Genomic DNA, 25,148 nt, shown 5'->3' with positions numbered 1-25,148 from the left:
ACCCCCGGCACCGGTGCCGGCCAGCTCAACCTGACCCTGGACGTGGCCGGCTCCACCCAGTACGGCGAGAAGTTCGCGCTGCGCAACTTCCAGCAGGACGGCTATGCGTCGGGCAAGCTCAACGAGATCAGCGTCTCCGAGCAGGGCGTGGTGTTCGCGCGCTATTCCAATGGCGATGACAAGGCACTCGGCCAGGTCGCACTGACCAATTTCAACAACGCCCAGGGCCTGCAGTCGACCGGTGACAACATGTGGGTGGAAACCTTCGCATCGGGCTCGCCGCGCACGTCCGCGCCGGACTCTTCGGACCTGGGCAAGATCCAGGCCGGTGCACTGGAATCCTCGACCGTGGACCTCACCGAGCAGCTGGTGAACATGATCGTGGCCCAGCGCAACTTCCAGGCCAATTCGCAGATGCTCAGCACCCAGGACCAGGTCACCCAGACCATCATCAACATCCGTTGATGATGGCCGGCTGACCCCAGCACGGAGCTCCCCCGATGGACAAGGCCCTCTACGTCGCGATGACCGGTGCCCGCGCCTCCCTGCAGGCGCAGGGCACGGTGTCGCACAACATCGCCAACACCGATACGCCCGGCTTCAAGGAAGCGCTGGCCAATACCGAAGCCTTCGCGATCCGCGGCGAAGGCTTCGCCTCGCGCGTGGATGCGATCCATGTCGATGCCGGCTTCAACCGCCGCGTCGGTGCCCAGCACATCACCGGCAATCCGCTGGACCTGTCCCTGCAGGCCGGCAGCTGGCTGACCGTGCAGGCGCCGGGCGGTGGCGAGGCCTACACCCGCGGTGCGGCGCTGTCGCTGACCCCGAACGGCCAGCTGGTCACCGCCGGTGGCCATGCAGTGCTGGATGAAAACGAAAACCCGATCGCCATTCCGCCGCACCAGGCGATGGAGATCGGCAACGACGGCACCATCTCGATCATCCCGCTGGGCGAGGGCCCGCAGACCATGGCGGTGATCGGCCGGATCAAAGTGGTGGCCGCCGAGGACGCACGGCTGGAGCGTGGGCTGGACGGCCTGTTCCGCAACACCGATCCCCAGCAGCCGTTCGTGCAGACCCAGGGCAAGGCACTGGAAAGCGGCCAGCTTGAAGGCAGCAATGTCGATGCCGCCGGTGCGCTGGTGCAGATGATCCAGCTGCAGCGCCAGTACGAAATGCAGGTCAAGGTGATCAAGCACGGTGACGAAAACGCACGCAGCGCCAATAGTCTGCTGCGGCTGAACGGCTGAGTCCACGCCGACGACGGAATACCGGCGCGCCGCAATGGCACGCCGCTTGCAGTACCCCTGGTGAAGCACCTGCGAGCGTTCGCAGGTACCTGCCCCGCCCCGCTGGGCCGGACACCACGCAGAGGAACCGACCATGAACCAGGCACTGTGGATCGCCAAGACCGGACTGGACGCGCAGCAGACGCGCATGTCGGTGGTGTCCAACAACCTCGCCAATACCAACACGACCGGCTTCAAGCAGGACCGTGCCAGTTTCGAGGACCTGCTGTACCAGCAGGTGCGCCAGCCCGGTGGTGCCAGTTCGGCGCAGACCCAGCTGCCGACCGGCCTGCAGCTGGGTACCGGCGTGCGCGTGGTGGCAACGGCAAAGAACTTCGAACAGGGCAGCCAGCAGCAGACCGGGCGCGCCCTGGACGTGATGGTCAATGGGCGCGGCTTCTTCGAAGTGTCCATGCCCGACGGCAGCTCGGCCTACACCCGCGACGGCTCGTTCAAGGTCAACCAGGACGGCGAGCTGGTCACCAACAGCGGCTACCCGGTGCAGCCCGGCATCCAGATCCCGGAAGGCGCGCAGACCCTGACCATCGGCAGCGACGGCACGGTCAGCGTGAAGATGGCCGATGACGCGGCGACGGTGGAAATCGGCGCGCTGACCTTGACCGACTTCATCAATCCGGCCGGCCTGCAGTCGCGCGGCGAGAACCTGTACCTGGAGACCACCGCGTCCGGTCCGGCACAGAACGGCAATCCCGGCCTCAACGGCCTGGGCAACGTGGTCCAGGGTGCACTGGAAGGCAGCAACGTCAACGTGGTCGAAGAGCTTGTTTCGATGATCGAAACCCAGCGCGCCTACGAAATGAACGCCAAGGCCATCTCCACCACCGACTCGATGCTCGGTTACCTCAACAACAACGTCTGATCGGACCGCCATCATGCTGCCAGCCGCTTCCCTCGCCCGCCTGACCTTCGCTGCCGCCGCCATCGCGCTGCTGGGCGGCTGCGTGATCGCCGGCGACGTGCGCCCCTACCCGGCCCTCGCGCCGGTGCAGCCGGTGATGCCGCCGCAGGCCCAGGCAACGGCCGGGGCGATCTACGCCGCCGGTCCGTCGCTGCAGTTGTATTCGGACCGCCGCGCACGCGATGTCGGCGACCTGCTGACGATCACCCTGCTGGAAAACACCCAGGCACAGATGAGCGCGAACACCGCCACCAGCAAGGAATCGGAGCTGGCCATCGGCACGCCGACGATCTTCGGCGCACCGGTCACGCTGGGCGGCAAGGACATCCTGTCGGCAACCGCGAATGGCTCGCGTGACTTCACCGGCCGGGGCAACAGCGCACAGAGCAACCGCCTGCAGGGCAACGTGACGGTCACGGTGATGCAGCGCCTGCCCAACGGCAACCTGGTGGTGCAGGGCCAGAAGAACCTGCGGCTCAACCAGGGCGATGAACTGGTGCAGGTGCAGGGCATCGTGCGCGCGGCCGACATCGCGCCGGACAACACCATCCCTTCCAGCCGCGTGGCCGATGCCCGCATCGTCTACGGCGGACGTGGCGCAGTGGCGCAGTCCAATGCCATGGGCTGGCTGAGCCGCTTCTTCAATTCCGGCCTGGCGCCGTTCTGAGCATGCCTGCCATGAACCTCCACTCCCTTCCCGCCCGCCTGTTGATCGCTGCCCTGGCCGTTGCCAGCGCCGCGCTGCCGGCGCATGCCGAACGCATCAAGGACCTGGCCCAGGTTGGCGGCGTGCGTGGCAACGCGCTGGTCGGCTACGGCCTGGTGGTCGGCCTGGATGGCAGTGGCGACCGCACCAGCCAAGCCCCGTTCACCGTGCAGAGCTTGAAGAACCTGCTCGGCGAACTGGGCGTCAATGTTCCGGCGAACGTCAATCCGCAGCTGAAGAACGTCGCGGCCGTGGCGATCCATGCCGAGCTGCCGCCGTTCGCCAAGCCGGGCCAGCCGATCGACATCACCGTCTCCTCGATCGGCAATGCGGTGTCGCTGCGCGGTGGTTCGCTGCTGATGGCCCCGCTGAAGGGTGCCGACGGCCAGGTCTACGCGATCGCCCAGGGCAACCTGATCGTCGGTGGTTTCGGCGCACAGGGCCGCGATGGCTCCCGGGTGTCGGTCAACGTGCCCAGCGTCGGCCGCATCCCCAACGGCGCCACCGTGGAGCGCGCGCTGCCGGATGTGTTCGGCGCAGCCGGCGAGATCACCCTGAACCTGCACAAGAATGACTTCACCACCGTCTCGCGGATGGTCGCCGCCCTCAACAACGCCTTCGGCGAGGGAAGCGCCCGTGCCGTCGACGGGGTCACCGTCGCGGTCAACGCGCCGAGCGATCCGGGCGCACGCATCGGCCTGCTGGCCCGCATCGAAAGCCTGGAACTCACCCCGGGCGCGGCATCGGCCAAGGTCGTGGTCAACTCGCGCACCGGCACCGTGGTGATCGGCCAGCAGGTCCGCGTGGGCGCCGCGGCGATATCGCATGGCTCGCTGACGGTCACCATCCAGGAAGGCACCAACGTGAGCCAGCCCAATGCGCTGGCCGGCGGCCAGACCGTGGTGACCCCGCAGTCCACCATCACCGCCACCAACGACGGCAGCCGCATGTTCAAGTTCAACGGCGGCACCTCGCTGGATGAAATCGTGCATGCGGTCAATGCCGTGGGCGCCGCCCCGGGTGACCTGATCGCCATCCTGGAAGCGCTCAAGCAGGCCGGCGCGCTGAGCGCCGAGCTCGAGGTGATCTGACATGCGCATCCAGCCATCCTTCGAACTCAATCCTTCGCAGCGCAACGATCCGGCCCAGGTCGACAAGGTCGCGCGCCAGCTTGAAGGGCAGTTCGCGCAGATGCTGGTCAAGAGCATGCGCGATGCCAGTTTCGGTGACTCGCTGTTCCCCGGCGAAAACACCATGTTCCGCGAGATGTACGACCAGAAGATCGCCGAGTCGATGACCCGCGGCAAAGGCCTGGGGCTGTCGGCGGTGATCAGCCGCCAGCTTTCCGGCGCTGCGGCGGAAGGCCCGGCACTGGACGGGCGGATCAACGCCACCGAAGCCAGCCGTGCCTACCAGCTCAATGCCCCGGCCGCGGAAGCGCCGGCGATGCCGCTGGAAGATGCCGACCAGGCCGTGCGCATGCTGCAGCAGATGGCCGCAGGCACCTCCCCGCGCCTGCTGCAGCCGATGGAGCAGACTCTGGACCTGATCGCCGGGCGCGACAGCAGCAGCATGCACCAGGCACTGGGCAGCAGCGATCCGTATGCCGCGCAGTCCCTGGCCGCGCCCGCTCCGGTGGTGGCCGAAGACCAGTGGGCGGCGACGTCGACCAACCGCGGCACCGGTCCGTCGGCGATCGATACCCTGGCCAGCAGCTCGGCCGTTGCCCGCCTGGGTTCGCACACCCCGGAAGGCTTCGTCGCCGGCATCTGGGCGCACGCGCAGACCGCGGCCAAGGAGCTGGGCGTGGATGCCCGCGCGCTGGTTGCGCAGGCCGCGCTGGAAACCGGCTGGGGCAAGCGCCAGATCACCCATGGCGATGGCCGCACCTCGCACAACCTGTTCGGCATCAAGGCCACCGGCTGGAGCGGCGACCGCGCCACCGTGGGCACCCACGAATACGTCAACGGCGCACGCCGCAACGAAACCGCCAGCTTCCGCAGCTACAGCTCGCCGGCGGAAAGCTTCGCCGACTACGTGCGCCTGCTGAAGAGCAACCCGCGCTACCAGAAGGCACTGGAAGCCGGCACCGACGTGCGCGGCTTCGCGCGCGGGCTGCAGCAGGCCGGTTATGCGACCGACCCGTCGTATGCCAACAAGATCGCCAGCATCGCTGGCGGCCCGACCATCGAACGCGCGGTAGCCGCCATCGGCGACGCCGGCGCGCAGTTGGGTCGCACCTTCGCCAGCACTGCCCAGGCAGCGCTGGGCATCGCCCGTCGCTGAGGACCCCCATGACCAGCGTGCTTTCTACCGGTACCAGTGCCCTGCTCGCCTTCCAGCGTGCACTGGCCACCACCAGCCACAACGTGGCCAACATCAATACCGTTGGCTACAGCCGGCAGCGCGTGGACTTCGCCACCGCCGATCCGCAGCAGATGGGCTATGGGACCGTTGGCAACGGCACCCGCATCGCCGACATCCGCCGCGTCGCCGACCAGCTGGCGATCTCGCGCCTGCTCGACGGCAGTGGCGAACTGGCCCGGCTGAAGCAGCTGTCGACCATGGCCGACCGCGTTGATTCGCTGTTCTCCGATGCCTCGACCAACGTCGCCGGGGTGTGGTCGAACTTCTTCGATTCGGTCAGCGGACTGTCGTCCAACGCTTCGGCGACCGCCGACCGCCAGAACGTGCTGGACAGCGCCAACACGCTGGCCAACCGCTTCCGCCAGCTCAACACCAGCCTGGACAGCCTCAACAGCGAGGTCAACAACGGCATCAGCGCGGCCGCCACCGAGATCAATCGCCTGGCTGCGGAAGTGGCGCAGATCAACGGTGCCATCGGCAGCAATGCCGCCAACGCCGCACCGGACCTGCTGGACCGCCGTGACCAGCTGATTTCCAGCCTGGTGGGCTACACCGGCGGCAACGCGGTGATCCAGGACGGTGGCTTCATGAACGTCTACACCGCCGGTGGCCAGGCGCTGGTGGTGGGCAGCACCGCCAGCAGGATCACCACGGTCACCGATGCCTACCAGCCCGAGCGCCTGCAGCTGGCGCTGGAAACCCAGGGCGCCAAGGTGGTGCTGGATCCGAAGGCACTGGGCGGCCAGGTGGGCGGGCTGATGGAGTTCCGCGAAACCGTGCTGACCCCGGCCCAGGCCGAACTGGGCAAGCTGGCGGTGGGTCTTGCGACCACCTTCAACGACACCCATCGCAACGGCGTGGACCTGTACGGGCAGATGGGCACCGACCTGTTCAACATCGGCAGCCCGCGCATCACCAACAACACCGCCAATACCGGCAGTGCGACCATCGAGGCCAGCTTCGGCGACCTGTCCAAGCTGGATGCGCAGAACATCGTGCTGCGTTTCGACGGGACCCAGTGGCAGGCCAACCGCGCCGATACCGGTGCGGCCATCCCACTGACCGGCAGCGGCAGCGCCGCCGATCCGCTGGTGATCAACGGCGTGCAGATGGTGGTCGGTGGCACCCCGGCGGCCAATGACCGTTTCCTGCTGCAGCCGACCGCCAACGTGGCCGGCAGCATGAGCGTGGCGATCACCGACCCGTCGCGGCTGGCCGCGGCGGCGCCGATCAAGGGCGCGGCGGCCACCGCCAACACCGGTACCGGCAAGCTGACCGACGTCAAGGTAGCCGACGCCGGCAATGCAGCGCTGCGCAATCCGGCCGCGATCGTGTTCACCAGCGCAGGCCAGTACACGATCGACGGTGCCGGCCCGTTCGCCTATACCGCCGGCCAGACGATCACCGCCAACGGCTGGAGCTTCGTGCTCGATGGCGCGCCCAAGCCGGGTGACACCTTCAACATCACCCCGGTAGGTGCTGGTTCGTCGGACAACAGCAACGCGCTGGCGCTGGCCAAGGTGGAAGACGCCAAGACCTTCAACAGCGGCACCGTCACCCTCAACGGCGCACTGGGTGGGCTGACCACGCAGGTCGGCGCGGCCGCACGTTCGGCGCAGTACTCGCTGGATGCGCAGCAGGTGATCACCGACCAGGCACAGGCGGCGCGGGATTCGGTATCCGGGGTCAACCTGGACGAAGAAGCGGCGGACATGCTCCGCCTGCAGCAGGCCTACCAGGCCGCCTCGCAGCTGATTTCCACCGCCGACACCATGTTCCAGACCATCCTCGGAGCCGTCTCGCGATGAATGACCGTATTTCCACCGGGATGATGTTCAGCCAGTCGGTTTCGCTGATGCTGGGCAAGCAGTCCAAGATCAACCACCTGGAACAGCAGATCGCCACCGGCAGCAAGATCGTGTCGGCCAAGGACGATCCGGTCGCCGCCGGCACCGCGGTCGGGCTGGACCGCGTGGTGGCCGGGCTGGAGCAGCTCGGCAAGAACGCGAACAACGCGCAGAACCGCCTGGGCCTGCAGGAAAACGCCTTGGCCCAGGCCAATGAACTGATGACCCGCGCGGTGGAGCTGAGCATCCAGGCCAACACGCCGGTGCCGGGCAATACCGACCTCAAGGCGATCGTCAGTGAGCTGAAGACCATCCAGGACAGCCTGTTGTCGCTGGCCAACAGCAAGGACGGCAGTGGCCGTTACCTGTTCGGCGGCAGCAACGATTCGGACGCGCCGTTCCTGAAGGCCGGCGGCACGGTCAGCTATGTCGGTGACCAGACCCAGCGCCAGGTGGAAGTAGCGCCGGGCCAGCTGGTCAACGACGCCCTGCCCGGCAGCGAGATCTTCATGCGCATCCGCACCGGCGACGGCGTGGTCGATGGCAGCGCGGCGATCGGCAACACCGGCAGCGGCCTGCTGACCTCGGTCAGCCGCGATGGCAGCGCGGACTGGGACGGCGGCGCGCTCAACGTGCGCTTCACCGCCGCCGGCGCAGGCGCCTACGAGGTGCTGGACGACACCGGCACGGTGGTGGCCACCGGCACCCACACCAAGGGCGAAGACATCGTGGTCGGCGGCGTCCGCCTGCGCATCGAAGGGGCACCGGCCGCCGGTGACAGCTTCGACGTGGTGGCCTCCAGCTCGCGCGACATCTTCGCCACGATGGACAAACTGATCGGCGCACTGGAATCGGACCCGCAGACCGCAGCCGACCGCACCGGTATGCAGAACCTGCTGCAGTCGAGCATGCGTGACATCACGCGTGCCTCGGAAAACATGATCGATGCACGCGCAAAGGGCGGTGCGCAGCTGGCCGCCATCGACGACGCCGCCAGCGCACGCGACGCCACCGCCGTAACCGTAAAGACCACCCTTTCCACCCTGCGCGACCTGGATTACGCCGATGCCATCGGCCAGTACAAGCTCGAAAACGCGGCCCTGCAGGCCGCGCAGACGATCTTCAGCCAGATGCAGGCGATGTCCTTGTTCAACAGTATCCGCTGACCTTCATCCGGGCGCCCGAAGCGCGCCTCTACCAACAGACCCGAGCAACCCACGGAGACGCCCCATGGCACAGATCATCAACACCAACACGATGTCGCTGAACGCCCAGCGCAACCTTTCCACCAGCGGCAACTCGCTGGCCACCTCGATCCAGCGCCTGTCATCGGGCCTGCGCATCAACAGTGCGAAGGACGACGCGGCGGGCCTGGCGATCTCCGAACGCTTCACCACCCAGATCCGCGGCATCAACCAGGCCGCGCGCAATGCCAACGACGGCATTTCGCTGGCGCAGACCGCCGAAGGCGCGCTGGGCGAGATCGGCAACAACCTGCAGCGCATCCGCGAGCTGGCCGTGCAGGCACGCAACGCCACCAACTCCGATTCCGACCGCCAGGCACTGAACGCCGAAGTGCAGCTGCTGAAGGCTGAAATCCAGCGCGTGGCCGAGCAGACCAACTTCAACGGCACCAACCTGCTGGACGGCAGCTTCACCAACCAGGCCTTCCAGATCGGCGCCGACCAGGGCCAGACGATCAACATCTCGCAGATCGCCAATGCCAACATCAAGGAACTGGGCAACTGGAACCAGGTGGATACCTCGGCACTGTTCACCGCCGTCGCACCGGTCGGCAGTGGTGGCGGCGCCGCGGGACCGGGCGTGGCGACGCTGAACCTGGCTGCCGCGACCGATCCCACTGCTGGCTTCACCTTCGAAGTGGATGGCACCGAAGTGACCGTTGCGGCAGACGGTGCGCGTGATGCGGCCGGACTGGCAGCGGAAGTGGCCACGCAGATCAACAGCGTGCGCCCGGGCCTTGCAAGTGCAGATGGCAACAATGTGGCGCTTGAAAATGCGGGCGCCGCCGCCGTCGTCGTGGATACGTTCTCCAACGGCGTCGCATCGCAGACGGTCGCGGCGCAGGGCGCCGGTGGCGCTGCAACGTTCTCTGCCGGCAGCTTCACCCTGACCGGCGCGAAAGGCACCGCGACGATCAACTTCGCCGCTGCCGGTGGTGCAGGCCAGCGTGCCAGCGATCTGGTCAAGTCGATCAACGACCAGAGCTACAACACGGGCGTGACCGCTTCGCTGGACAGCAATGGCCGCCTGCTGCTGGCATCGCAGGACGGCGATTTCACCCTCGCCGGCGGCGCGACGCTGACCGAACAGACAGGCCTGACCGCAGGTACCACGGCGGGCGCCGCCATCGGCAGTGCATGGGCCGCCGGCGGGCCGAAGTCTGGTTTTGCCGACCTGGACATCACGTCCACGCTGGGCGCGGACAACGCACTGAACGCGATGGATGCGGCGCTGACCTCGATCAACTCCTCGCGCGCGGATCTGGGCGCGGTGCAGAACCGCTTCAGCTCGACCATCGCCAACCTGACCACCTCTTCGGAGAACATGTCGGCCGCGCGCAGCCGTATCCGCGATACCGACTATGCAACGGAAACCGCCGAACTGACCCGCACGCAGATCCTGCAGCAGGCCGGCACGGCGATGCTGGCCCAGGCCAACCAGGCGCCGCAGAACGTGCTCAGCCTGCTGCAGTCGTAACGAGAGACCTGGTAGCGCAGCACCCAACGGCCCCGTCAGGCAACTGGCGGGGCCTTTTTTCCATTCCAGAGTCGACCCCAGCGAAAAAATAATTGACTTGTGGCTAAAGGCTGGGCAGGCAGTGCCGTTATTGATTTCAGCAGCGGCAGCACACCCCTTCGGGGCGCCCATCCACTGCCCCCGTTACCGGCCAGGCTGATCTGCCGGACCCACTGCCAAAAAGGAAAACCGCACCATGGCACAAGTCATCAACACCAACACCATGTCGCTCAACGCACAGCGCAACCTGGGCACCAGCGGCAACAGCCTCGCCACCTCGATCCAGCGCCTGTCCTCCGGCCTGCGCATCAACAGCGCAAAGGACGACGCGGCCGGTCTGGCCATCTCCGAGCGCTTCACCACCCAGGTGCGTGGCATGAACCAGGCCTCGCGCAATGCCAACGACGGCATTTCGCTGGCACAGACCGCCGAAGGCGCCCTGGGCGAGATCGGCAACAACCTGCAGCGCATCCGCGAGCTGGCCGTGCAGTCCCGCAACGCCACCAACTCCGATTCGGACCGCCAGGCGCTGAACTCCGAAGTGCAGCTGCTGAAGGCTGAAATCCAGCGCGTGGCCGAGCAGACCAACTTCAACGGCACCAAGCTGCTGGACGGCAGCTTCCAGAGCCAGTCCTTCCAGATCGGCGCCAACCAGGGCCAGACCATCGACATCGCCCAGATCGCCAATGCGAACATCGCATCGCTGGGCAACTGGAACAAGGTCGACACCGCCGCCAAGATGACCGGCGCGGCTCCGGCCGGCGCAGCAGGCGCAGGCGGCGGTGCCGCTACCCCGGGTACCGGCACCATCTCCAGCGCCACGTTTGCCGCCGCGACGGAGGCCGCCGGCGTGTTCTCCTACGCTGATTTCACCGTGGACGTGGGCGGTACCACGGTCAACGTCACCGGCGTGACCGACGGCACGAGCCAGACTGACGCCTCGGCCAAGCTGCTTGCAAACATCGCGACGGCGATCAATGGCAATGCCACCGTAGGCGGCGCTACCGGCCTCACGGTCGACGGCACGACGGGCGCGATCAGCAACGCAGGCGCTGCCGTAACCATCGCCGGCACGGGCGGTCCGATCAACGCGGACGTCGCCGTAACCGCGGCAGCGGCTGGCGGCGCCGCCGGTCCGAACACCTTCTCCTCGGGCAGCTTCACCCTGACCGGTTCGAAGGGTTCGGCCACCATCAACTTCGGCGAAGCCGGCAGCTCGGCACAGCGCGCTGACGAGCTGGTCAAGTCGATCAACGCCCAGAGCTACAACACCGGCGTTTCCGCTTCGCTGGATTCGGGCAAGCTGGTCCTGACCGGCGCCGATGGCAACGTCACCGTGGCTGCCGGCGGTGGCTCCGATGCCGCCGGCCTGCTGGCCCAGACCGGCCTGACTGCAGGCTCCACCGCCGCCAGCGCCGTGGGCACTGCCTGGGCCGCCGGCGCTGCCGACACCGGCTTTGACGACCTGGACATCTCCGACGTTGCCGGTGCCGACAACGCACTGAAGGCGATGGACGCTGCACTGGACTCGATCAACTCCGCCCGCGCCGACCTCGGCGCCGTGCAGAACCGCTTCACCTCGGTGGTGGCCAACCTGAGCACCTCCTCGGAGAACATGTCCGCTGCACGCAGCCGCATCCGCGATACCGACTACGCTTCGGAAACCGCAGAACTGACCCGCAACCAGATCCTGCAGCAGGCCGGTACGGCGATGCTGGCCCAGGCCAACCAGTCCAGCCAGAACGTGCTGAGCCTGCTGCGCTGATCCAGCAGCCAGGCAACAGGTAGGACCGGAAAGGGGGCGAAAGCCCCCTTTTCGTTTGTGTGGATGTGAGAGCGTGACGACCAACGGTCGTCACCCACAACGGCCAGCGGCCGTCACTACCGCCGCGGTGGCATGGAGCTTGCATCAAGGGGGCAGCGCAACCGCGCTCAAGCTTGCCCGACCACGGCCGATAGCAGATGCATGGCATCGGCGCGTGCCGTCCTCGTAAAAGGATCTCTCCATGTCCCTCGGCACCATTGGTTCCGGCCTCGACATTCCTACCCTGGTCTCCCAGCTGGTTGCCAGCGAGCGTGCGCCGCGCCAGAACCAGATCAATACAGCGGGAACCGCCGCCACGGCGAAAGTATCCGCACTGGGCAGCATCAAGAATGGCATGACCAGTCTGCAGACTGCGCTGGCCGCGCTGGTGAAAGGCGCCGCCGCGCCAGGCATCAAGCCCAGTACGCCAACCGAGTCGAACTTCACCGCCACCCTGGATACCGCTGCGACGGCCGGCAAAGCCGCGGCCGGCACGCACGAAGTGGAGGTCAAAACACTGGCGCAGAGCCAGAAGCTCAGCTCCAAGGCCTATGAAAAGGACGCCGTCATCGGCGATGGCACGCTCAGCATCGGCCATGGTGACAAGACGATCAATGTCACCATTCCGGTTGGCGCCAAGCTGTCGGAGGTCGCTGCGGCAATCAACTCCGCCGCCGGCGGCAAAGGCGTCACCGCGGCCATCGTGACCGCCGATGATGGCCAGCACCTCGTGCTCAGCGCGGTGGATTCGGGCACCAAGGGCGCGCTGACGATCAGCACCAGCGGCGGTAACGGCGGCCTGTCCGAGCTGGTCCACGATCCGGCCGGCACCTCGAAACTGACCGAAATGGTCGCAGCGCAGGACGCGGTGGTGGTGGTGGATGGCTTCACCCGCACCTCCAGTTCGAACACCATCACCGACCTGGTGCCTGGCATCAGCCTGACGCTGACCAAGGCCAAGGAGGGTGAGAAGCAGACCCTGACCCTGACCCCGGACAACACGGCGCTGAAGGCAAACCTGAACGCCTTCGTCAGCGCCTACAACGCCATCCAGGGCACGCTGAAGTCCTCCAGCGCCTACAACGCCGAGACCGGCACGGCCTCCACGCTGACCGGCGATGCGATGGTGCGCGGTCTGCAGCAGCAGCTGCGCAGTTCGCTCAGCGCCAACGTCAATGACCTCAAGGCGATGGGCATGACCATCGCCGCAGACGGCACCCTGAGCCTGGACGCGGGCAAGCTCGATACCGCGATCGGCAAGGACCCGGAAGCGGTGAAGGCGCTGTTCGGCGCTGAAGGCAGCATCGGCAAGTCGATGACCGCCCTGCTGAAGAGCAACCTGGACACCACCACGGGCACGCTCGTGCAGCGCACCAACTCGATCAACAAGGAAATCAAGGCGCTTGAAAAGCAGCTTGATGACCTGGATGCGCGGATGGAAAAGGTCAGCGATCGCTACACCAAGCAGTTCACCGCCATGGAAAAAATGGTCGCCCAGATGCAGAGCGCGAGCGGCTCGCTCAGCTCGCAACTGCTCAGCAACAGCTGATCGACTCAAGTTCGTCGGCCTCCGGGCCGATATCAAATGAAACATCTGGTGCCATCGCGCGTCGCCCGTCTCCGGGACCGCACGCACCATGGGACCCCAGGAGAAATACATGTACGGCACAAACCGGCAGTTCGCCGAGCAGTACCGCAAGGTCGGCGTCAGCACTTCGGTGGTCGACGCCGATCCGCACAAGCTGGTGGCCCTGCTGCTGGCCGGTGCCTGCGAGCGCATCCGCACCGCGGAAGCCGCGCTGCAGCGCAGTGACCAGGCACGCAAGGGCAAGGCGATCGGCGAAGCCTGTTCCATCGTCGGTCATCTTGACGGGTCACTGGACCACGAGGCCGGCGGTGAGATCGCCGCCAACCTTTCGGCGCTGTACGAGTTCGTGATCGTACGTTTGACCGAAGGCAACCTGCACAATGACCCGGCTGCGCTGAAGGATGCCCTGAACCTGATGATGGAGATCGATTCGGCCTGGAACGCCATCCCCGGCGACCAGCGCCAGATCCGCGGCGCAGGCGCACCATGAGCGCCCTGGTGCTGCAGCCTCTGCACGCCTCGCTGGAGACCTTGGAAGCACACCTGCCCAGCGGCGACCATGAAGGCAGCGAACGCCTGATGGCCGAGCACCTGCAGGCCGTCGCCGCACTTTCACTGAGCATCGAACGCCCCACCGACGAGGCGATCCGTGCGCTGCTCGCCCACCAGCAGCGGGTGATGGGCCGCATGGTGCAGCTGCGCGATGAAGCCGCTGCCCACATCAACCACGGCAAGCGCTCCCTTCGCGCCGCGCATGCCTACCTGAAGGCAGAATCGCTGGCATGAATACGCCCGCCGCGCCGCAGATCCACCACCCCGCAGAAAGCGAGCTGTTCGACGAAACGCTGAGCTGCGACGTGGACCTGCCCGCGGACTTCCTGCGCGGCAGCGGCGGCGTGCGCGCCAGCGTGGCCGAACAGCTGCTGCGCAGCATCGGCCTGGTGGAAGACGGACGCGGCGAGGACAAGGACGACCGCGGCGAAGCCAGCCCCGGCCAGCAGCGCATCGAAGCCAAGCTGGACCTGGTGCTGCTGCTGGTCGGCCGGCTGGTGCGCCAGCAGGCCGATGCCCTGCCCCTGCGTCCGTTGCGCTGGTCGCGACGCGGCATCCGCCTGCAGCTGGGGCCCCGCAGTGGTGCGGTCGCAGGCAGCGCCGGCACGGTGCGCCTGCAGCCCAGCGACTGGCTCCCCGACCACATCGACCTGCCCGTGCAGGTGCTGGCCGAAGCGGCCAATGGGGCGGGCGGCCATTACCTGTGGCTGCGTTTCGACGAGCTCGGCGACGGGCTGGAAATGGCCCTGGAACGCCATCTGTTCCGCCTGCACCGCCGACAGATCGCCGACGCCCGACGTCACCGCTGAGGCGCAATACGGGATGGCCGTCGCTGTACGCGCCTGTCGCTATTGGCTGCCCGGTCCCGGTCCGCTATGGTGGTCGCTTCCCTGCCTGTAGTTGCTCACCTTGCGCGTTCTGATCGTCGACGACCACACCCTTGTCCGCGCTGGCCTTGGGCGGCTGCTGCAGGGATTCGCCGACGTCCAGCTGGTGGCCGAAGCCAGCAATGCTGAACAGGCACTCCAGCAGACGCTCGACCATGCGCCCGACGTGGTGCTGATGGACCTGTCGCTACCCGGCCGCACCGGCCTGGAAGCGCTGAGCGATATCCGCCTGCGGGCCCCGGGTTCGCGCGTGGTGATGATGACCATGCACGATGACGTCGCCCACGTGCGCGACGCCCTGGATCGCGGCGCGGTGGGTTTCGTGGTCAAGGATGCCGCGCCTGGCGAACTGGAACTGGCCCTGCGCGCAGCGCATGCCGGACAGGTTTTCCTGAGCCCGCAGATTTCGGCAAAGATGCTCGCCCCGATGCTGGGACGGGAGAAGCCGGTGGGCGTGGCGGCGCTGTCCCCGCGCCAGCGCGAAATCCTGCGGCGCATCGGCAGCGGACAGAGCAACAAGGAAATGGCGGCCGACCTCGGGATCAGCGTCAAGACCGTGGAAACCCATCGTGCCCGGATGATGGAATCGCTGGGCTGCCGTCGCGCCAACGACCTGGTGCTGCTGGCCGCGCGCCACCAGAACGATCTGGAATAGCGGACGACGACGCTTTTCCGACGCTGCGGCCACCGCGCGTCGGGATTGCTGCGATGGCGGGCCCGGTCGTCACCGAGGATCAGTCACTTGCACCCGTCTCCGCGACGGAAATCCGTTGTGCCGTAGGGATTTTCCTGACAATGGGTCAGGGTGGGCCCTAGCGCGCTCAGGAACCCCCCGATTTCCCCTACCCCAGCCAACAAGCAAGATGTGTTCCATAACGCGTCGGGGATGGCGCAGGGGAATGCAGATGAAAGCCGCACTCAATGTCCAGCTGGGCCAGAACCTCCACCTGACGCCGCAGTTGCTGCAGTCGATCCGACTGCTGCAGCTCGATGGCCTGCAGCTGGAACAGGAAATCCAGCGCGCCCTGGACAGCAACCCGCTGCTGGAAATCGAGGACGTCCGCGACAGCGTGGCCGAAGCCGGTGGCGCCGAGGATGCGGCCACCGATGCGGCCGCCTTCGACGAGCTGCCCGAGAGCGGCATGTGGGACATCCCCGGCGCCAGCTGGCAGGACGGTGACGAGGACCGCATGGCGCGCATCGCCGCCGGGCAGTCCAGCGATCCGCACCTGCGCATCCTGCAGGGCCTGGCGCTGGAACTGGACGAGCGCGCACTGGGCATCGCCGCCTTCTGGCTGGAACACTGCGACGACGCCGGCTACCTGCAGTCCCCGCTGGCGCAGCTGCAGTTGCTGGGCAGCGCCCGGCTGGACGTGCCGGCCGAAGAACTGGAAGCCATCCGCCAGCGCCTGCTGCAGGGCGACCCCGCCGGGATGGCTGCACAGGACCTGGGTGAATGCCTGCAGGCCCAGTTGGACGCCCTGCCCGGCGCCGTGGCCGCGCGCCACCTGGCACGGCGCATCCTGGGTGGATCGCTGGAGCTGCTGGCCAGCCACGATTACCCCGCCCTGGCCGCCGCCCATGGCAGTGAAGAAGCCGACGTGCACGAAGCGGTCCGGCTGATCCTGTCCCTGCAGCCGCGGCCCGGCGACAGCCTGCTGCCCGAGCGCAACGCGGTGGTGGTGCCCGATGTCAGCGCCTGGCACGCCGACGGCCAGTGGCGCGTGGCGCTGAACAGCCGCAGCAGCCGCCGGGTGGGCATCAACCGGGACTACGAACAGGCGCTGGCCGACTGCCCCGACGCCAGCCCGGCCATGCGCGAAATGCTGGCCGAGGCGCGCTGGCTGACCCGCGGCCTGTCGATGCGCCACGACACCCTGCTGCGCACCGCGCGGGTGATCGTCGAACGCCAGGCCGCCTTCCTGACCCGCGGCGACGAGGCCATGGCCCCGCTGACTCTGAAGGAAGTGGCCGATACCATCGGCATGCACGAATCCACCGTTTCGCGCATCACCACCGGGAAGTACCTGCAGACCCCGCGTGGTACCTTCGAACTCAAGCACTTCTTCGCCGTGCGGCTGGAAGGGGCCAGCGTCTCCGGGGCGGCCGTGAAAGCCATGGTGCGCCGGCTGATCGAGTCCGAACCGGCGGGCCGCCCGCTGGCCGACGAGGCCATCGCCGGCCTGCTGGCACGGCAAGGGGTGAACATTGCGCGCCGGACCGTTGCAAAATACCGGGAACAACTGGATATCGCCCCGGCGCGCGAGCGCCGCCGGCAGGTGGTCCGGCAACCGCTGATGGCCCGGGTGGGCTGAGGACATACTGGAATGGACAAGCTCACCGTGCTGCTGGTCGACGACCACGAGGGTTTCATCAACGCCGCCATGCGCCACTTCCGCAAGGTCGACTGGCTGGCCGTGGTCGGCAGCGCCGGCAACGGACTGGAAGCCATCGAGCGTTCGGAAAGCCTGCGCCCGCAGGTGGTGCTGATGGACCTGGCGATGCCGGAAATGGGCGGCCTGCAGGCCACCCGCCTGATCAAGTCGCAGGACGATGCCCCGTACATCGTGATCGCCAGCCACTTCGACGATGCCGAACACCGCGAGCACGCATTGCGCGCCGGCGCCGACAATTTCGTCAGCAAGCTGTCCTATATCCAGGAAGTCATGCCGATCCTGGAAGGGTTGAAGGGAAACTGAAATGAGCGAGTCACGGATCCTGCTGCTGGACAATGACGCCGTCCGCGCCGAGCACACCGTCGCCCTGCTGGAATTCATGGATTTCAACCCGCGCTGGGTAGCCGACGCGGCGGATTTTTCCACCGGCCGCTATCGCCAGAACGACTGGATGGCGGTGATCGTCGGTGCGCTGGACGACAACGATGCCAGCACTGCGTTGTTCCAGTGGCTCGGCCAGAGCAGCCTGCCACCGCCGGTGCTGCTGATCGACGGTGATGCACAGGCGTTCGCGCGCCAGCACGGCATGCATGAAGCCAATATCTGGTCGCTGGAGGCGCCCCTGCGCCACGCCCAGATGGAAGCGCTGCTGCGCCGTGCCAGCCTGAAGCGGCTGGATGCCGAACACCAGGCCGGCGCCGTGCAGGAACAGGGCCCCACCGGCAGCGGGCCGGCCGTGATCGCACTGCGGCAGATGATCGAACAGGTTTCCGCCTTCGACACCACCGTGCTGGTGCTCGGCGAATCGGGCACCGGCAAGGAAGTGGTCTCGCGCGCGATCCACCAGCGCTCACCGCGCCGCGATGGACCGTTCGTGGCGATCAACTGCGGCGCGATCCCGCCCGACCTGCTGGAAAGCGAGTTGTTCGGTCACGAAAAAGGCGCGTTCACCGGCGCCCTGAGCACGCGCAAGGGCCGTTTCGAAATGGCCGAGGGCGGCACCCTGCTGCTGGACGAAATCGGCGACATGAGCCTGCCGATGCAGGTCAAGCTGCTGCGCGTGCTGCAGGAACGCAGCTTCGAGCGCGTCGGTGGCAACGAGACGATCCGCTGCAACGTGCGCGTCATCGCCGCGACCCATCGCGACCTGGAAAGCCGGATTGCCGACGGCAAGTTCCGCGAGGACCTGTTCTATCGGCTCAACGTCTTCCCGATCGACGTACCGGCGCTGCGCGAGCGCATCGAAGACCTGCCGATGCTGGCCGAGAACATCGCCTCCCAGCTGGCACGCACCGGCCGTGGCGAAGTCCGCTTCGCCGCCGAGGCGCTGCAGGCGCTGGCCACCTACGCCTGGCCGGGCAACGTGCGCGAACTGACCAACCTGGTCGAGCGCCTGGCCGTGCTGCATCCCGGTGGCACCGTGCGCGTGCAGGACCTGCCGGTGCGCTATCGGGCCGACCTGCCGGTGCCTGCGGTAGCGGTCGCCAGCGTGGTGGACGCCCCCGCGGCCGGCGAAGAGCGGCTGGACCTGCGCAGCTTCTCCTTCCATGCGCCCGGCCAGGGCCATGCGCCGCCGCCTACTCCTCCGGCCGGCCTGCCGGATGATGGACTGGACCTGCGCAACCACATGGCGACCATCGAACTGGCGCTGATCCACGAGGCGCTGGAACGCACCCAGGGCGTGGTCGCGCATGCGGCCCAGCTGCTCGGCCTGCGTCGCACGACGCTGGTGGAAAAGCTGCGCAAGTACGGTATCGAACGCGACCAGCCGGAACTGACCGGCTGACCGGGATGCCGGGTAACGCCGGCAGCCTGGGTAGCGCCGAGCCACGCTCGGCGAGCGCAGCGGCGAAGGCAACCGCGTGACGACCAACGGTCGTCACCCACCAGATAGGGCGGCCGTCACTACCGATAATTGCCTACCCGCGGTTTGGGGCTTTTCTTGAAGCCACGCCTCTGCTCGTGGCGCACGCTGGAAACTCCGTCCTGCCGGAGCACCTCCATGCGCACTCCTGTCTGCCTTCTCCTGCTGGCCACCGCCCTGCTCCCCGCCGCGCACGCCGCCCCCTACACGGCCGAACCCGGCTGCAGACTGCCCGAGCATATCGACGGCCGTCGCTTCACCAATCTCAGCGACCCCACCTGGCGCCCGGACAATCCGAACGCCGGACGCATGGTCCGCGTGGATTTCTCGGGCAACCGCTACCTGCTCAGCGTGCTCGGCACGCGCCTGCGCTTCCATGGCAGCTACGCCTATCGGCGCATGGCCGACAACATCGCGGTCGTCGACATGCATGAAGCCTTCGAAGCCGGCGACAGCCACTACCAGCTGGTGCTGACCTGCCGCACCGACCTGCAGGGGCGCTTCGTGTTCACCCAGTTCGACGGCCCGATCGAACCGCGGCGCCGCCAGAACGGTGGCACCTGGACCCTGCAGCCGCGCTGACGCGGCAGCGAGGCGGAAACCCGGCGCCGGGTTTCCGTCATCGCCTGCCCGCATGGCAGCTGAACCACTCAGCGATTCCGGCACGGCACTTGCATGAGCACCGGGGCAAGCCTCCTTGTTCCCGCTCCATGGAATCGCGCCACATGACCCACTCCGTCACCTCGATCCTTTCGCAGATCCGCAGCTTCCAGACCCAGGCCTCGCAGCCTCTGGCCAGCCCGCTGGGGGAGATGCCGCGCACCAATGCGATCCCGACCGGAGCCCCGGGCAGCATCGGCGCGCCCGCGCCTGCCAGTTTCAGCGACACCCTGCGCGGCGCCCTGTCCGGAGTGAATGAGGCGCAGGCCAAGTCCGGCGCGCTGGCCCGCGACTTCGAACTGGGCGTGCCGGGTGCAGACCTGGCCAAGGTCATGGTCGCTTCACAGCAGTCCCAGATCGCCTTCCGCGCCACCGTGGAAGTCCGCAACCGTCTCGTCCAGGCTTACCAGGACGTGATGAACATGCCGCTGTAAGGATCACCTGCGATGGCCTTGACCCTTTCCAAGGAAGCACTGAACGGCGAAAAGGCCGGGCAGTGGTTTGATCGCCTGCAGAGCCTGCAGATCGCCCGCCGTCTGGGCCTGATGGCGATGATCGCCGTGGCCGTCGCCGCCGGCCTGGCCGTGTTCTTCTGGTCGCAGAAACCGGGCATGGTGCCGCTGTACACCGGCCTGGACCAGAAGGCGACCGCCGAAGCGACCGACCTGCTGCGCGCCGCGCAGATCCCGTTCGAACTGGACGCGGCAACCGGTGGCATCACCGTGCCGGAGAAGAACCTGCACGATGCCCGCCTGAAGCTGGCCAGTTCCGGCCTGACCGACAGCGGTCGGCTGGGCTTTGAGCTGATGGAGCGCGATCCCGGCTTCGGCGTGAGCCAGTTCGTGGAAAGCGCGCGCTACCAGCATTCGCTGGAGACCGAACTGTCGCGCACCATCAACACGCTGCGCCCGGTGCGTGATTCCCGCGTCCACCTGGCCATTCCCAAGCCCAGCGCGTTCACCCGCCAGCGCGACGTAGCCAGCGCCTCGGTGGTGCTGGAACTGCGCGGCGGCCAGCAGCTGGAACGCGGCCAGGTCGATGCGATCGTGCACATGGTCGCCGCCAGCATCCCCGACCTGACCCCCGAACGCGTCACCGTGGTCGACCAGAGCGGTCGCATGCTCAGCGTGTCCGATCCGAACAGCGAAGCGGCGCTCAATGCCGCCCAGTTCGAACAGGTGCGGCGCCAGGAAACCTCGTTCAACCAGCGCATCCGCGAGCTGCTGGAGCCGATGACCGGCCCCGGCCGGGTCAAGCCGGAAGTGACCGTGGCGATGGACTTCTCCACCACCGAAGAGGCGCGCGAGCTGTACAACGGCGAGCCGGCCAAGGTCCGCAGCGAACAGACCAGCGAGAATTCCACCAGCACCACCGGCCCGCAGGGTGTGCCGGGTGCGGCCAGCAATGCCCCGCCCGGCCAGCCGGCGCCGGCAGCGACGGCAGCCGCGCCGACGGAAACCTCGCGCAATGCCACGCGCAACTACGAACTGGACCGCACCCTGCAGCACACCCGGCAACCGGGTGGCCGCATCGAACGCGTTTCGGTGGCGGTGCTGCTGGACAACGTGCCGCGCCCCGGCGCCAACGGCAAGATGACCGAACAGGCCCTGTCGGCGGCCGAGCTGACCCGCATCGAAGGCCTGGTCAAGCAGGCGGTCGGCTTCAACGCCGAGCGCGGCGACACCGTGTCGGTGATGAATGCCCCGTTCGTGCGCGAAGTGACCCCGGTGGAAGGCCCGAACTGGTGGGAACTGCCGTGGGTGCAGGACGGCCTGCGCCTGCTGCTCGGCGCCATCGTGGTGCTGGCGCTGCTGTTCGGCGTGCTGCGTCCGGCGCTGCGCGCGATCAGCGGCAATGGCCCGAAGCCGGCGCAGCTCGGCCAGGATCCGCTGACCGCCGATGTGCAGCTGGTGGACGATGACATGGACCTGCCGGCACTGGAACGCGACCGCGCCAGCCTGGGTGGCGTACCGCTGGCGCTGCCGGTGGACTCTTACGAAGAACGACTGCGGATGGCACGCGAATCAGTGAAAACCGACTCCAAGCGCGTGGCCCAGGTGGTCAAGGGCTGGGTGGCCCATGAGTGAGGCCCAGCTCAACGGCGTGCAGCGCGCCGCGATCCTGCTGCTGTCGCTTGGCGAACAGGAAGCCGCCGACGTGCTGCGCCACATGGAACCCAAGGAGGTGCAGAAGATCGGCATCGCCATGGCGACCATGAGCAACGTCACCCGCGAGCAGGTCGAAGGGGTGATGGACAGCTTCAACAACGAACTGATGTCCAAGACCTCGCTGGGCGTGGGATCGGACGACTACATCCGCAACATGCTGGTGCAGGCGCTGGGCAGCGAGAAGGCCAACAGCCTGATCGACCGCATCCTGCTCGGCCGCAACACCACCGGACTGGACGCGCTGAAGTGGATGGATCCGCGCGCAGTGGCCGACCTGGTGCGCAACGAGCACCCGCAGATCATCGCCATCGTGATGGCCCACCTGGAAACCGACCAGGCCGCCGATGCGCTGAAGCTGCTGCCCGAACGCACCCGCGTGGACGTGCTGCTGCGCATCGCGACCCTGGACGGCATTCCGCCGAACGCGCTGAACGAGCTGAACGAAATCATGGAGCGTCAGTTCGCCGGCAACCAGAACCTGAAGTCGTCCAACATCGGTGGCGTGCAGGTGGCGGCCAACATCCTCAACTTCATGGACAGCGGCCAGGACCAGGTGATCCTGGGCGAGATCGCCCGCGTGGATGCTTCGCTGAGCGGCCGCATCCAGGAAATGATGTTCGTGTTCGACGACCTGGTGGACCTGGACGATCGCGAAATGCAGCTGGTACTGCGCGAGGTAAGCGGCGAACGGCTGGGCCTGGCCCTGCGTGGCGCCGACATCCGGGTGCGCGACAAGATCACCCGCAACATGTCCCAGCGCGCCGCCGAAATCCTGCTGGAAGACATGGAAGCACGCGGTCCGGTGCGCCTGTCCGACGTGGAAGGCGCGCAGCGCGAGATCCTGGCCATCGTCAAGCGCATGGCCGATGAGGGCACGGTCACCCTGGGCGGCAGCGCGGAGGCGATGCTGTGAACACCACCGCCATCCGCTGGAATGCGCCCGACCTGCTGGCCGCCACGCAGTTGCTGCTCGACGAGCAGGCCCTGCATGACGAGCCGGAGATCGAACCCGAACCGATCCTGCAGCCGCCCACGCTGGAAGAGATCCAGGCCATCCAGGACGCCGCCGAGAAAGAAGGGTTCGCCCACGGCCATGCCGAAGGCTATGCCCAGGGACAGGCGGAAGTGCGCCGCGTGGTCGCGCAGATGGAAGGCATCCTGGACAACTTCAGCCGGCCGCTGGTGCGGCTGGAAAACGAGGCCGTCGCGGCCCTTGGCGAACTGGCCGTGCGCATCGCCGGCACCCTGGTCGGCCGCGCTTACCAGACCGATCCGGAACTGCTGGCGCAGCTGGTCGCCGAAGGCGTGGATGCGGTCGGCACCAGCAGCCGTGATGTCGAAGTGCGCCTGCACCCGGATGACATCGCGGCATTGTCGCCGCTGCTCACCCTGTCGCCGCAGCAGCGCCTGGTCCCCGATGCCGCGCTGAGCCGCGGCGACCTGCGCGTGCATGCCGAAAGCGTGCGCATCGACGGCACCCTGGAAGCCCGCCTGCGCGGCGCGCTGGACAAGGTCATGCGCCAGGTCGGGAGCGCGTCATGAGCACGCTCGACCTCCCGCTGCCGCCGGAATGGACCGGCGCACGCAACCTGCGCCTGGGCGCGCGCCTGGACGCCCTGAATTTCGACACCCTGCATGGACGCGGGCTGATCCGCGAAGGCGTGCTGCGCCGCGCCGTCGGCCTGACCCTCGAAGCGGTCGGCTGCGAGGCCCCGCTCGGCGCCAGCTGCAAGGTGGAAGTGGATGGCGGCTGGGTCGATTCGGAAGTGGTCGGCTTCGCCGGCGAACGTACCTACCTGATGCCCAGCGCCGAACTGCACGGCCTGTTGCCCAACGCCCGCGTGGTGCCCTCGCTGCGGCGTGGCGGCGGCGTGGACGTGGGTGAAGGCCTGCTCGGCCGCGTCATCGACAGCGACGGGGTGCCGCTGGACGGCAAGGGCCCGATCCGCGCCGAGGGCTCGGTCGGCATGGCCGGCGTCTCGATGAATCCGCTTTCGCGCGAACCCATCACCCAGCCGCTGGACGTAGGCGTGCGCGCAATCAACGCCCTGCTGCCGATCGGACGCGGCCAGCGCGTCGGCCTGTTCGCCGGTTCCGGCGTCGGCAAGTCCACCCTGCTCGGCATGATGACCCGCTTCACCTCGGCCGACGTGATCGTGGTCGGGCTGATCGGCGAGCGTGGCCGCGAAGTCCGCGACTTCGTCGAATCCACGCTGGGCGAAGAAGGCCTGCGCCGCGCCGTGGTGGTGGCCGCGCCGGCCGACCGCCCGCCGCTGGCACGCCTGCACGGCGCCTACCGCGCAACGGCCATTGCCGAGTGGTACCGCGACCAGGGCCTGAACGTGTTGCTGCTGATGGATTCGCTGACCCGTTTCGCGCAGGCGCAGCGTGAGATCGGCCTGTCGGTCGGCGAACCGCCCACCACCCGCGGCTACCCGCCGTCGGTATTCGCCAAGCTGCCTGCGCTGGTGGAACGCGCCGGCAATGGCGCCAAGGGCCGTGGCTCGATCACCGCGTTCTACACCGTGCTGACCGAAGGCGATGATCCGCAGGATCCGATCGCCGATGCGGCGCGCGCCATCCTGGACGGCCACATCCTGCTGTCGCGCCGGGTCGCCGACAGCGGCCTGTATCCGGCCATCGACGTGGAAGCGTCGGTCAGCCGCGTGGTCACCGAGATCGCCGACGAGCCGTGGCGCCTGCGCATCCGCAAGCTGAAGCGGCTGGTATCGGCGTATTCGTCCAACCGCGACCTGATCGCCATCGGCGCCTACCAGCGTGGCAACGACGCGGCCACCGACGAGGCGCTGGAGCGCTGGCCCGAGATCGTCGAATTCCTCGGCCAGGACGTGGCCAAGGCCGCCGACCTGCCCCACAGCCAGGCTGCGTTGAAGCGCCTGGTGGAACCGGAGAATCCCGCATGATGCAGTCCAAGCGCATCGACCCGCTGCTCAAGCGCGCGCAGGAAAAGGAAGACACCGTCGCCCGCGACCTGGCCGAGCGCCAGCGCACGCTCGATACCCATCTGTCGCGGCTGGACGAACTGCGCCGCTATGCCGAGGAGTACGCCAACGCCCAGATGGCCGCCACCAGCCCGGCGCAGCTGCTGAACCGGCGTGCCTTCCTGGACCGGCTGGACAGCGCGGTCAGCCAGCAGAGCCAGACCGTGGACAGCAACCGCGAAAAGGTGGAAGCCGAGCGCGCGCGCCAAGGTCATCCATTTCGCGCTGGGTGCGCTTTTCCACCACCTGCTGTTCCTGCGCGCGATAACTGGCGGCAAGCTGTTCGAGCACCTGCTTGTCACGGCTGGCCAGCAGCAGGCGCGCGCGCTCGGCTTCCAC

25 protein-coding genes and 1 pseudogene are annotated in these 25,148 nt (G+C 67.5%); all 26 read left to right on the top strand.

Annotated elements, in window-relative coordinates:
• The coding region (locus ABB28_RS05675; RefSeq protein ID WP_152983402.1) for a flagellar hook-basal body complex protein at positions 1-465 on the top strand (465 nt) is incomplete at its 5' end.
• Between the two features lie 35 nt (positions 466-500).
• On the top strand, positions 501-1,250 hold the full coding sequence (locus tag ABB28_RS05670) for a flagellar basal body rod protein FlgF (RefSeq protein WP_057507708.1): 750 nt from the start codon (positions 501-503) through the stop codon (positions 1,248-1,250).
• Positions 1,251-1,383: 133 nt separating this feature from the next.
• Positions 1,384-2,169, top strand: coding sequence for a flagellar basal-body rod protein FlgG (gene flgG / locus ABB28_RS05665; protein ID WP_057507707.1), 786 nt, complete (start codon positions 1,384-1,386; stop codon positions 2,167-2,169).
• Positions 2,170-2,182: 13 nt separating this feature from the next.
• Positions 2,183-2,875, top strand: a complete 693-nt coding sequence (gene flgH, locus ABB28_RS05660) for a flagellar basal body L-ring protein FlgH (RefSeq protein ID WP_042615436.1) — start codon at positions 2,183-2,185, stop codon at positions 2,873-2,875.
• Positions 2,876-2,886: 11 nt separating this feature from the next.
• The gene (locus tag ABB28_RS05655; protein WP_083491951.1) at positions 2,887-4,005 is read left to right on the top strand and encodes a flagellar basal body P-ring protein FlgI; all 1,119 of its coding nucleotides are present in this window, start codon (positions 2,887-2,889) and stop codon (positions 4,003-4,005) included.
• Between the two features lies 1 nt (position 4,006).
• Positions 4,007-5,200 carry a flagellar assembly peptidoglycan hydrolase FlgJ gene (flgJ, locus tag ABB28_RS05650; protein WP_057507705.1) on the top strand — a complete coding sequence of 398 codons (1,194 nt, stop codon included), beginning with the start codon at positions 4,007-4,009 and terminating at the stop codon, positions 5,198-5,200.
• An 8-nt stretch (positions 5,201-5,208) separates the two neighbouring features.
• On the top strand, positions 5,209-7,089 hold the full coding sequence (gene flgK / locus ABB28_RS05645; RefSeq protein WP_057507704.1) for a flagellar hook-associated protein FlgK: 1,881 nt from the start codon (positions 5,209-5,211) through the stop codon (positions 7,087-7,089).
• Positions 7,086-8,294, top strand: coding sequence for a flagellar hook-associated protein FlgL (gene flgL, locus ABB28_RS05640; protein ID WP_057507703.1), 1,209 nt, complete (start codon positions 7,086-7,088; stop codon positions 8,292-8,294). Before flgK ends, flgL begins: the two co-directional genes overlap by 4 nt.
• 64 nt (positions 8,295-8,358) lie before the next feature.
• The gene (locus ABB28_RS18480) at positions 8,359-9,849 is read left to right on the top strand and encodes a flagellin (protein ID WP_057507702.1); all 1,491 of its coding nucleotides are present in this window, start codon (positions 8,359-8,361) and stop codon (positions 9,847-9,849) included.
• Between the two features lie 235 nt (positions 9,850-10,084).
• Positions 10,085-10,822: pseudogene (locus ABB28_RS18355) on the top strand (flagellin N-terminal helical domain-containing protein); the annotation flags it as partial.
• Positions 10,799-11,653, top strand: a complete 855-nt coding sequence (locus ABB28_RS05630; RefSeq protein WP_425479528.1) for a flagellin — start codon at positions 10,799-10,801, stop codon at positions 11,651-11,653. The pseudogene ABB28_RS18355 and the gene ABB28_RS05630, both read left to right, overlap by 24 nt.
• 241 nt (positions 11,654-11,894) lie before the next feature.
• Complete coding sequence (gene fliD / locus ABB28_RS05625) at positions 11,895-13,241, top strand: flagellar filament capping protein FliD (protein ID WP_057507700.1); 1,347 nt, start codon at positions 11,895-11,897, stop codon at positions 13,239-13,241.
• A gap of 109 nt (positions 13,242-13,350) precedes the next feature.
• Positions 13,351-13,770, top strand: coding sequence for a flagellar export chaperone FliS (gene fliS, locus ABB28_RS05620; RefSeq protein ID WP_057507699.1), 420 nt, complete (start codon positions 13,351-13,353; stop codon positions 13,768-13,770).
• Positions 13,767-14,066: a hypothetical protein gene (locus ABB28_RS05615; protein ID WP_057507698.1), complete on the top strand. Its 300-nt coding sequence runs from the start codon at positions 13,767-13,769 to the stop codon at positions 14,064-14,066. The genes fliS and ABB28_RS05615 overlap by 4 nt, the downstream gene beginning before the upstream one ends.
• On the top strand, positions 14,063-14,641 hold the full coding sequence (locus tag ABB28_RS05610) for a PilZ domain-containing protein (RefSeq protein WP_057507697.1): 579 nt from the start codon (positions 14,063-14,065) through the stop codon (positions 14,639-14,641). The genes ABB28_RS05615 and ABB28_RS05610 overlap by 4 nt, the downstream gene beginning before the upstream one ends.
• Positions 14,642-14,741: 100 nt before the next feature.
• The gene (locus ABB28_RS05605) at positions 14,742-15,374 is read left to right on the top strand and encodes a response regulator (RefSeq protein WP_057507696.1); all 633 of its coding nucleotides are present in this window, start codon (positions 14,742-14,744) and stop codon (positions 15,372-15,374) included.
• Between the two features lie 250 nt (positions 15,375-15,624).
• Entirely contained in the window at positions 15,625-17,034 is a 1,410-nt protein-coding gene (gene rpoN / locus ABB28_RS05600; protein WP_057507711.1) for an RNA polymerase factor sigma-54, read from the top strand.
• 12 nt (positions 17,035-17,046) lie between these two features.
• A complete protein-coding gene (locus ABB28_RS05595) occupies positions 17,047-17,418 on the top strand; it encodes a response regulator (protein ID WP_057507695.1) in 372 nt (123 codons plus the stop codon).
• 1 nt (position 17,419) lies between these two features.
• The gene (locus ABB28_RS05590; protein ID WP_057507694.1) at positions 17,420-18,901 is read left to right on the top strand and encodes a sigma-54 dependent transcriptional regulator; all 1,482 of its coding nucleotides are present in this window, start codon (positions 17,420-17,422) and stop codon (positions 18,899-18,901) included.
• Positions 18,902-19,117: 216 nt separating this feature from the next.
• Positions 19,118-19,561, top strand: coding sequence for a hypothetical protein (locus tag ABB28_RS05585; protein ID WP_245625293.1), 444 nt, complete (start codon positions 19,118-19,120; stop codon positions 19,559-19,561).
• A gap of 143 nt (positions 19,562-19,704) precedes the next feature.
• Positions 19,705-20,073, top strand: a complete 369-nt coding sequence (gene fliE, locus ABB28_RS05580) for a flagellar hook-basal body complex protein FliE (protein WP_057507709.1) — start codon at positions 19,705-19,707, stop codon at positions 20,071-20,073.
• A 12-nt stretch (positions 20,074-20,085) separates the two neighbouring features.
• A complete protein-coding gene (gene fliF / locus ABB28_RS05575) occupies positions 20,086-21,726 on the top strand; it encodes a flagellar basal-body MS-ring/collar protein FliF (protein ID WP_057507693.1) in 1,641 nt (546 codons plus the stop codon).
• Positions 21,719-22,720, top strand: coding sequence for a flagellar motor switch protein FliG (gene fliG / locus ABB28_RS05570; RefSeq protein ID WP_042615421.1), 1,002 nt, complete (start codon positions 21,719-21,721; stop codon positions 22,718-22,720). The genes fliF and fliG overlap by 8 nt, the downstream gene beginning before the upstream one ends.
• Positions 22,717-23,349, top strand: coding sequence for a FliH/SctL family protein (locus ABB28_RS05565; protein WP_057507692.1), 633 nt, complete (start codon positions 22,717-22,719; stop codon positions 23,347-23,349). The genes fliG and ABB28_RS05565 overlap by 4 nt, the downstream gene beginning before the upstream one ends.
• Positions 23,346-24,731: a FliI/YscN family ATPase gene (locus ABB28_RS05560; RefSeq protein ID WP_057507691.1), complete on the top strand. Its 1,386-nt coding sequence runs from the start codon at positions 23,346-23,348 to the stop codon at positions 24,729-24,731. Before ABB28_RS05565 ends, ABB28_RS05560 begins: the two co-directional genes overlap by 4 nt.
• Positions 24,728-25,148: flagellar export protein FliJ (gene fliJ / locus ABB28_RS05555; protein ID WP_425479527.1), on the top strand; the 421-nt coding region annotated here is incomplete at its 3' end. The genes ABB28_RS05560 and fliJ, both read left to right, overlap by 4 nt.

This window comes from Stenotrophomonas chelatiphaga, from assembly GCF_001431535.1.
GTDB lineage: Bacteria > Pseudomonadota > Gammaproteobacteria > Xanthomonadales > Xanthomonadaceae > Stenotrophomonas > Stenotrophomonas chelatiphaga.
This window is presented reverse-complemented; position numbering and strand designations above follow the sequence as displayed.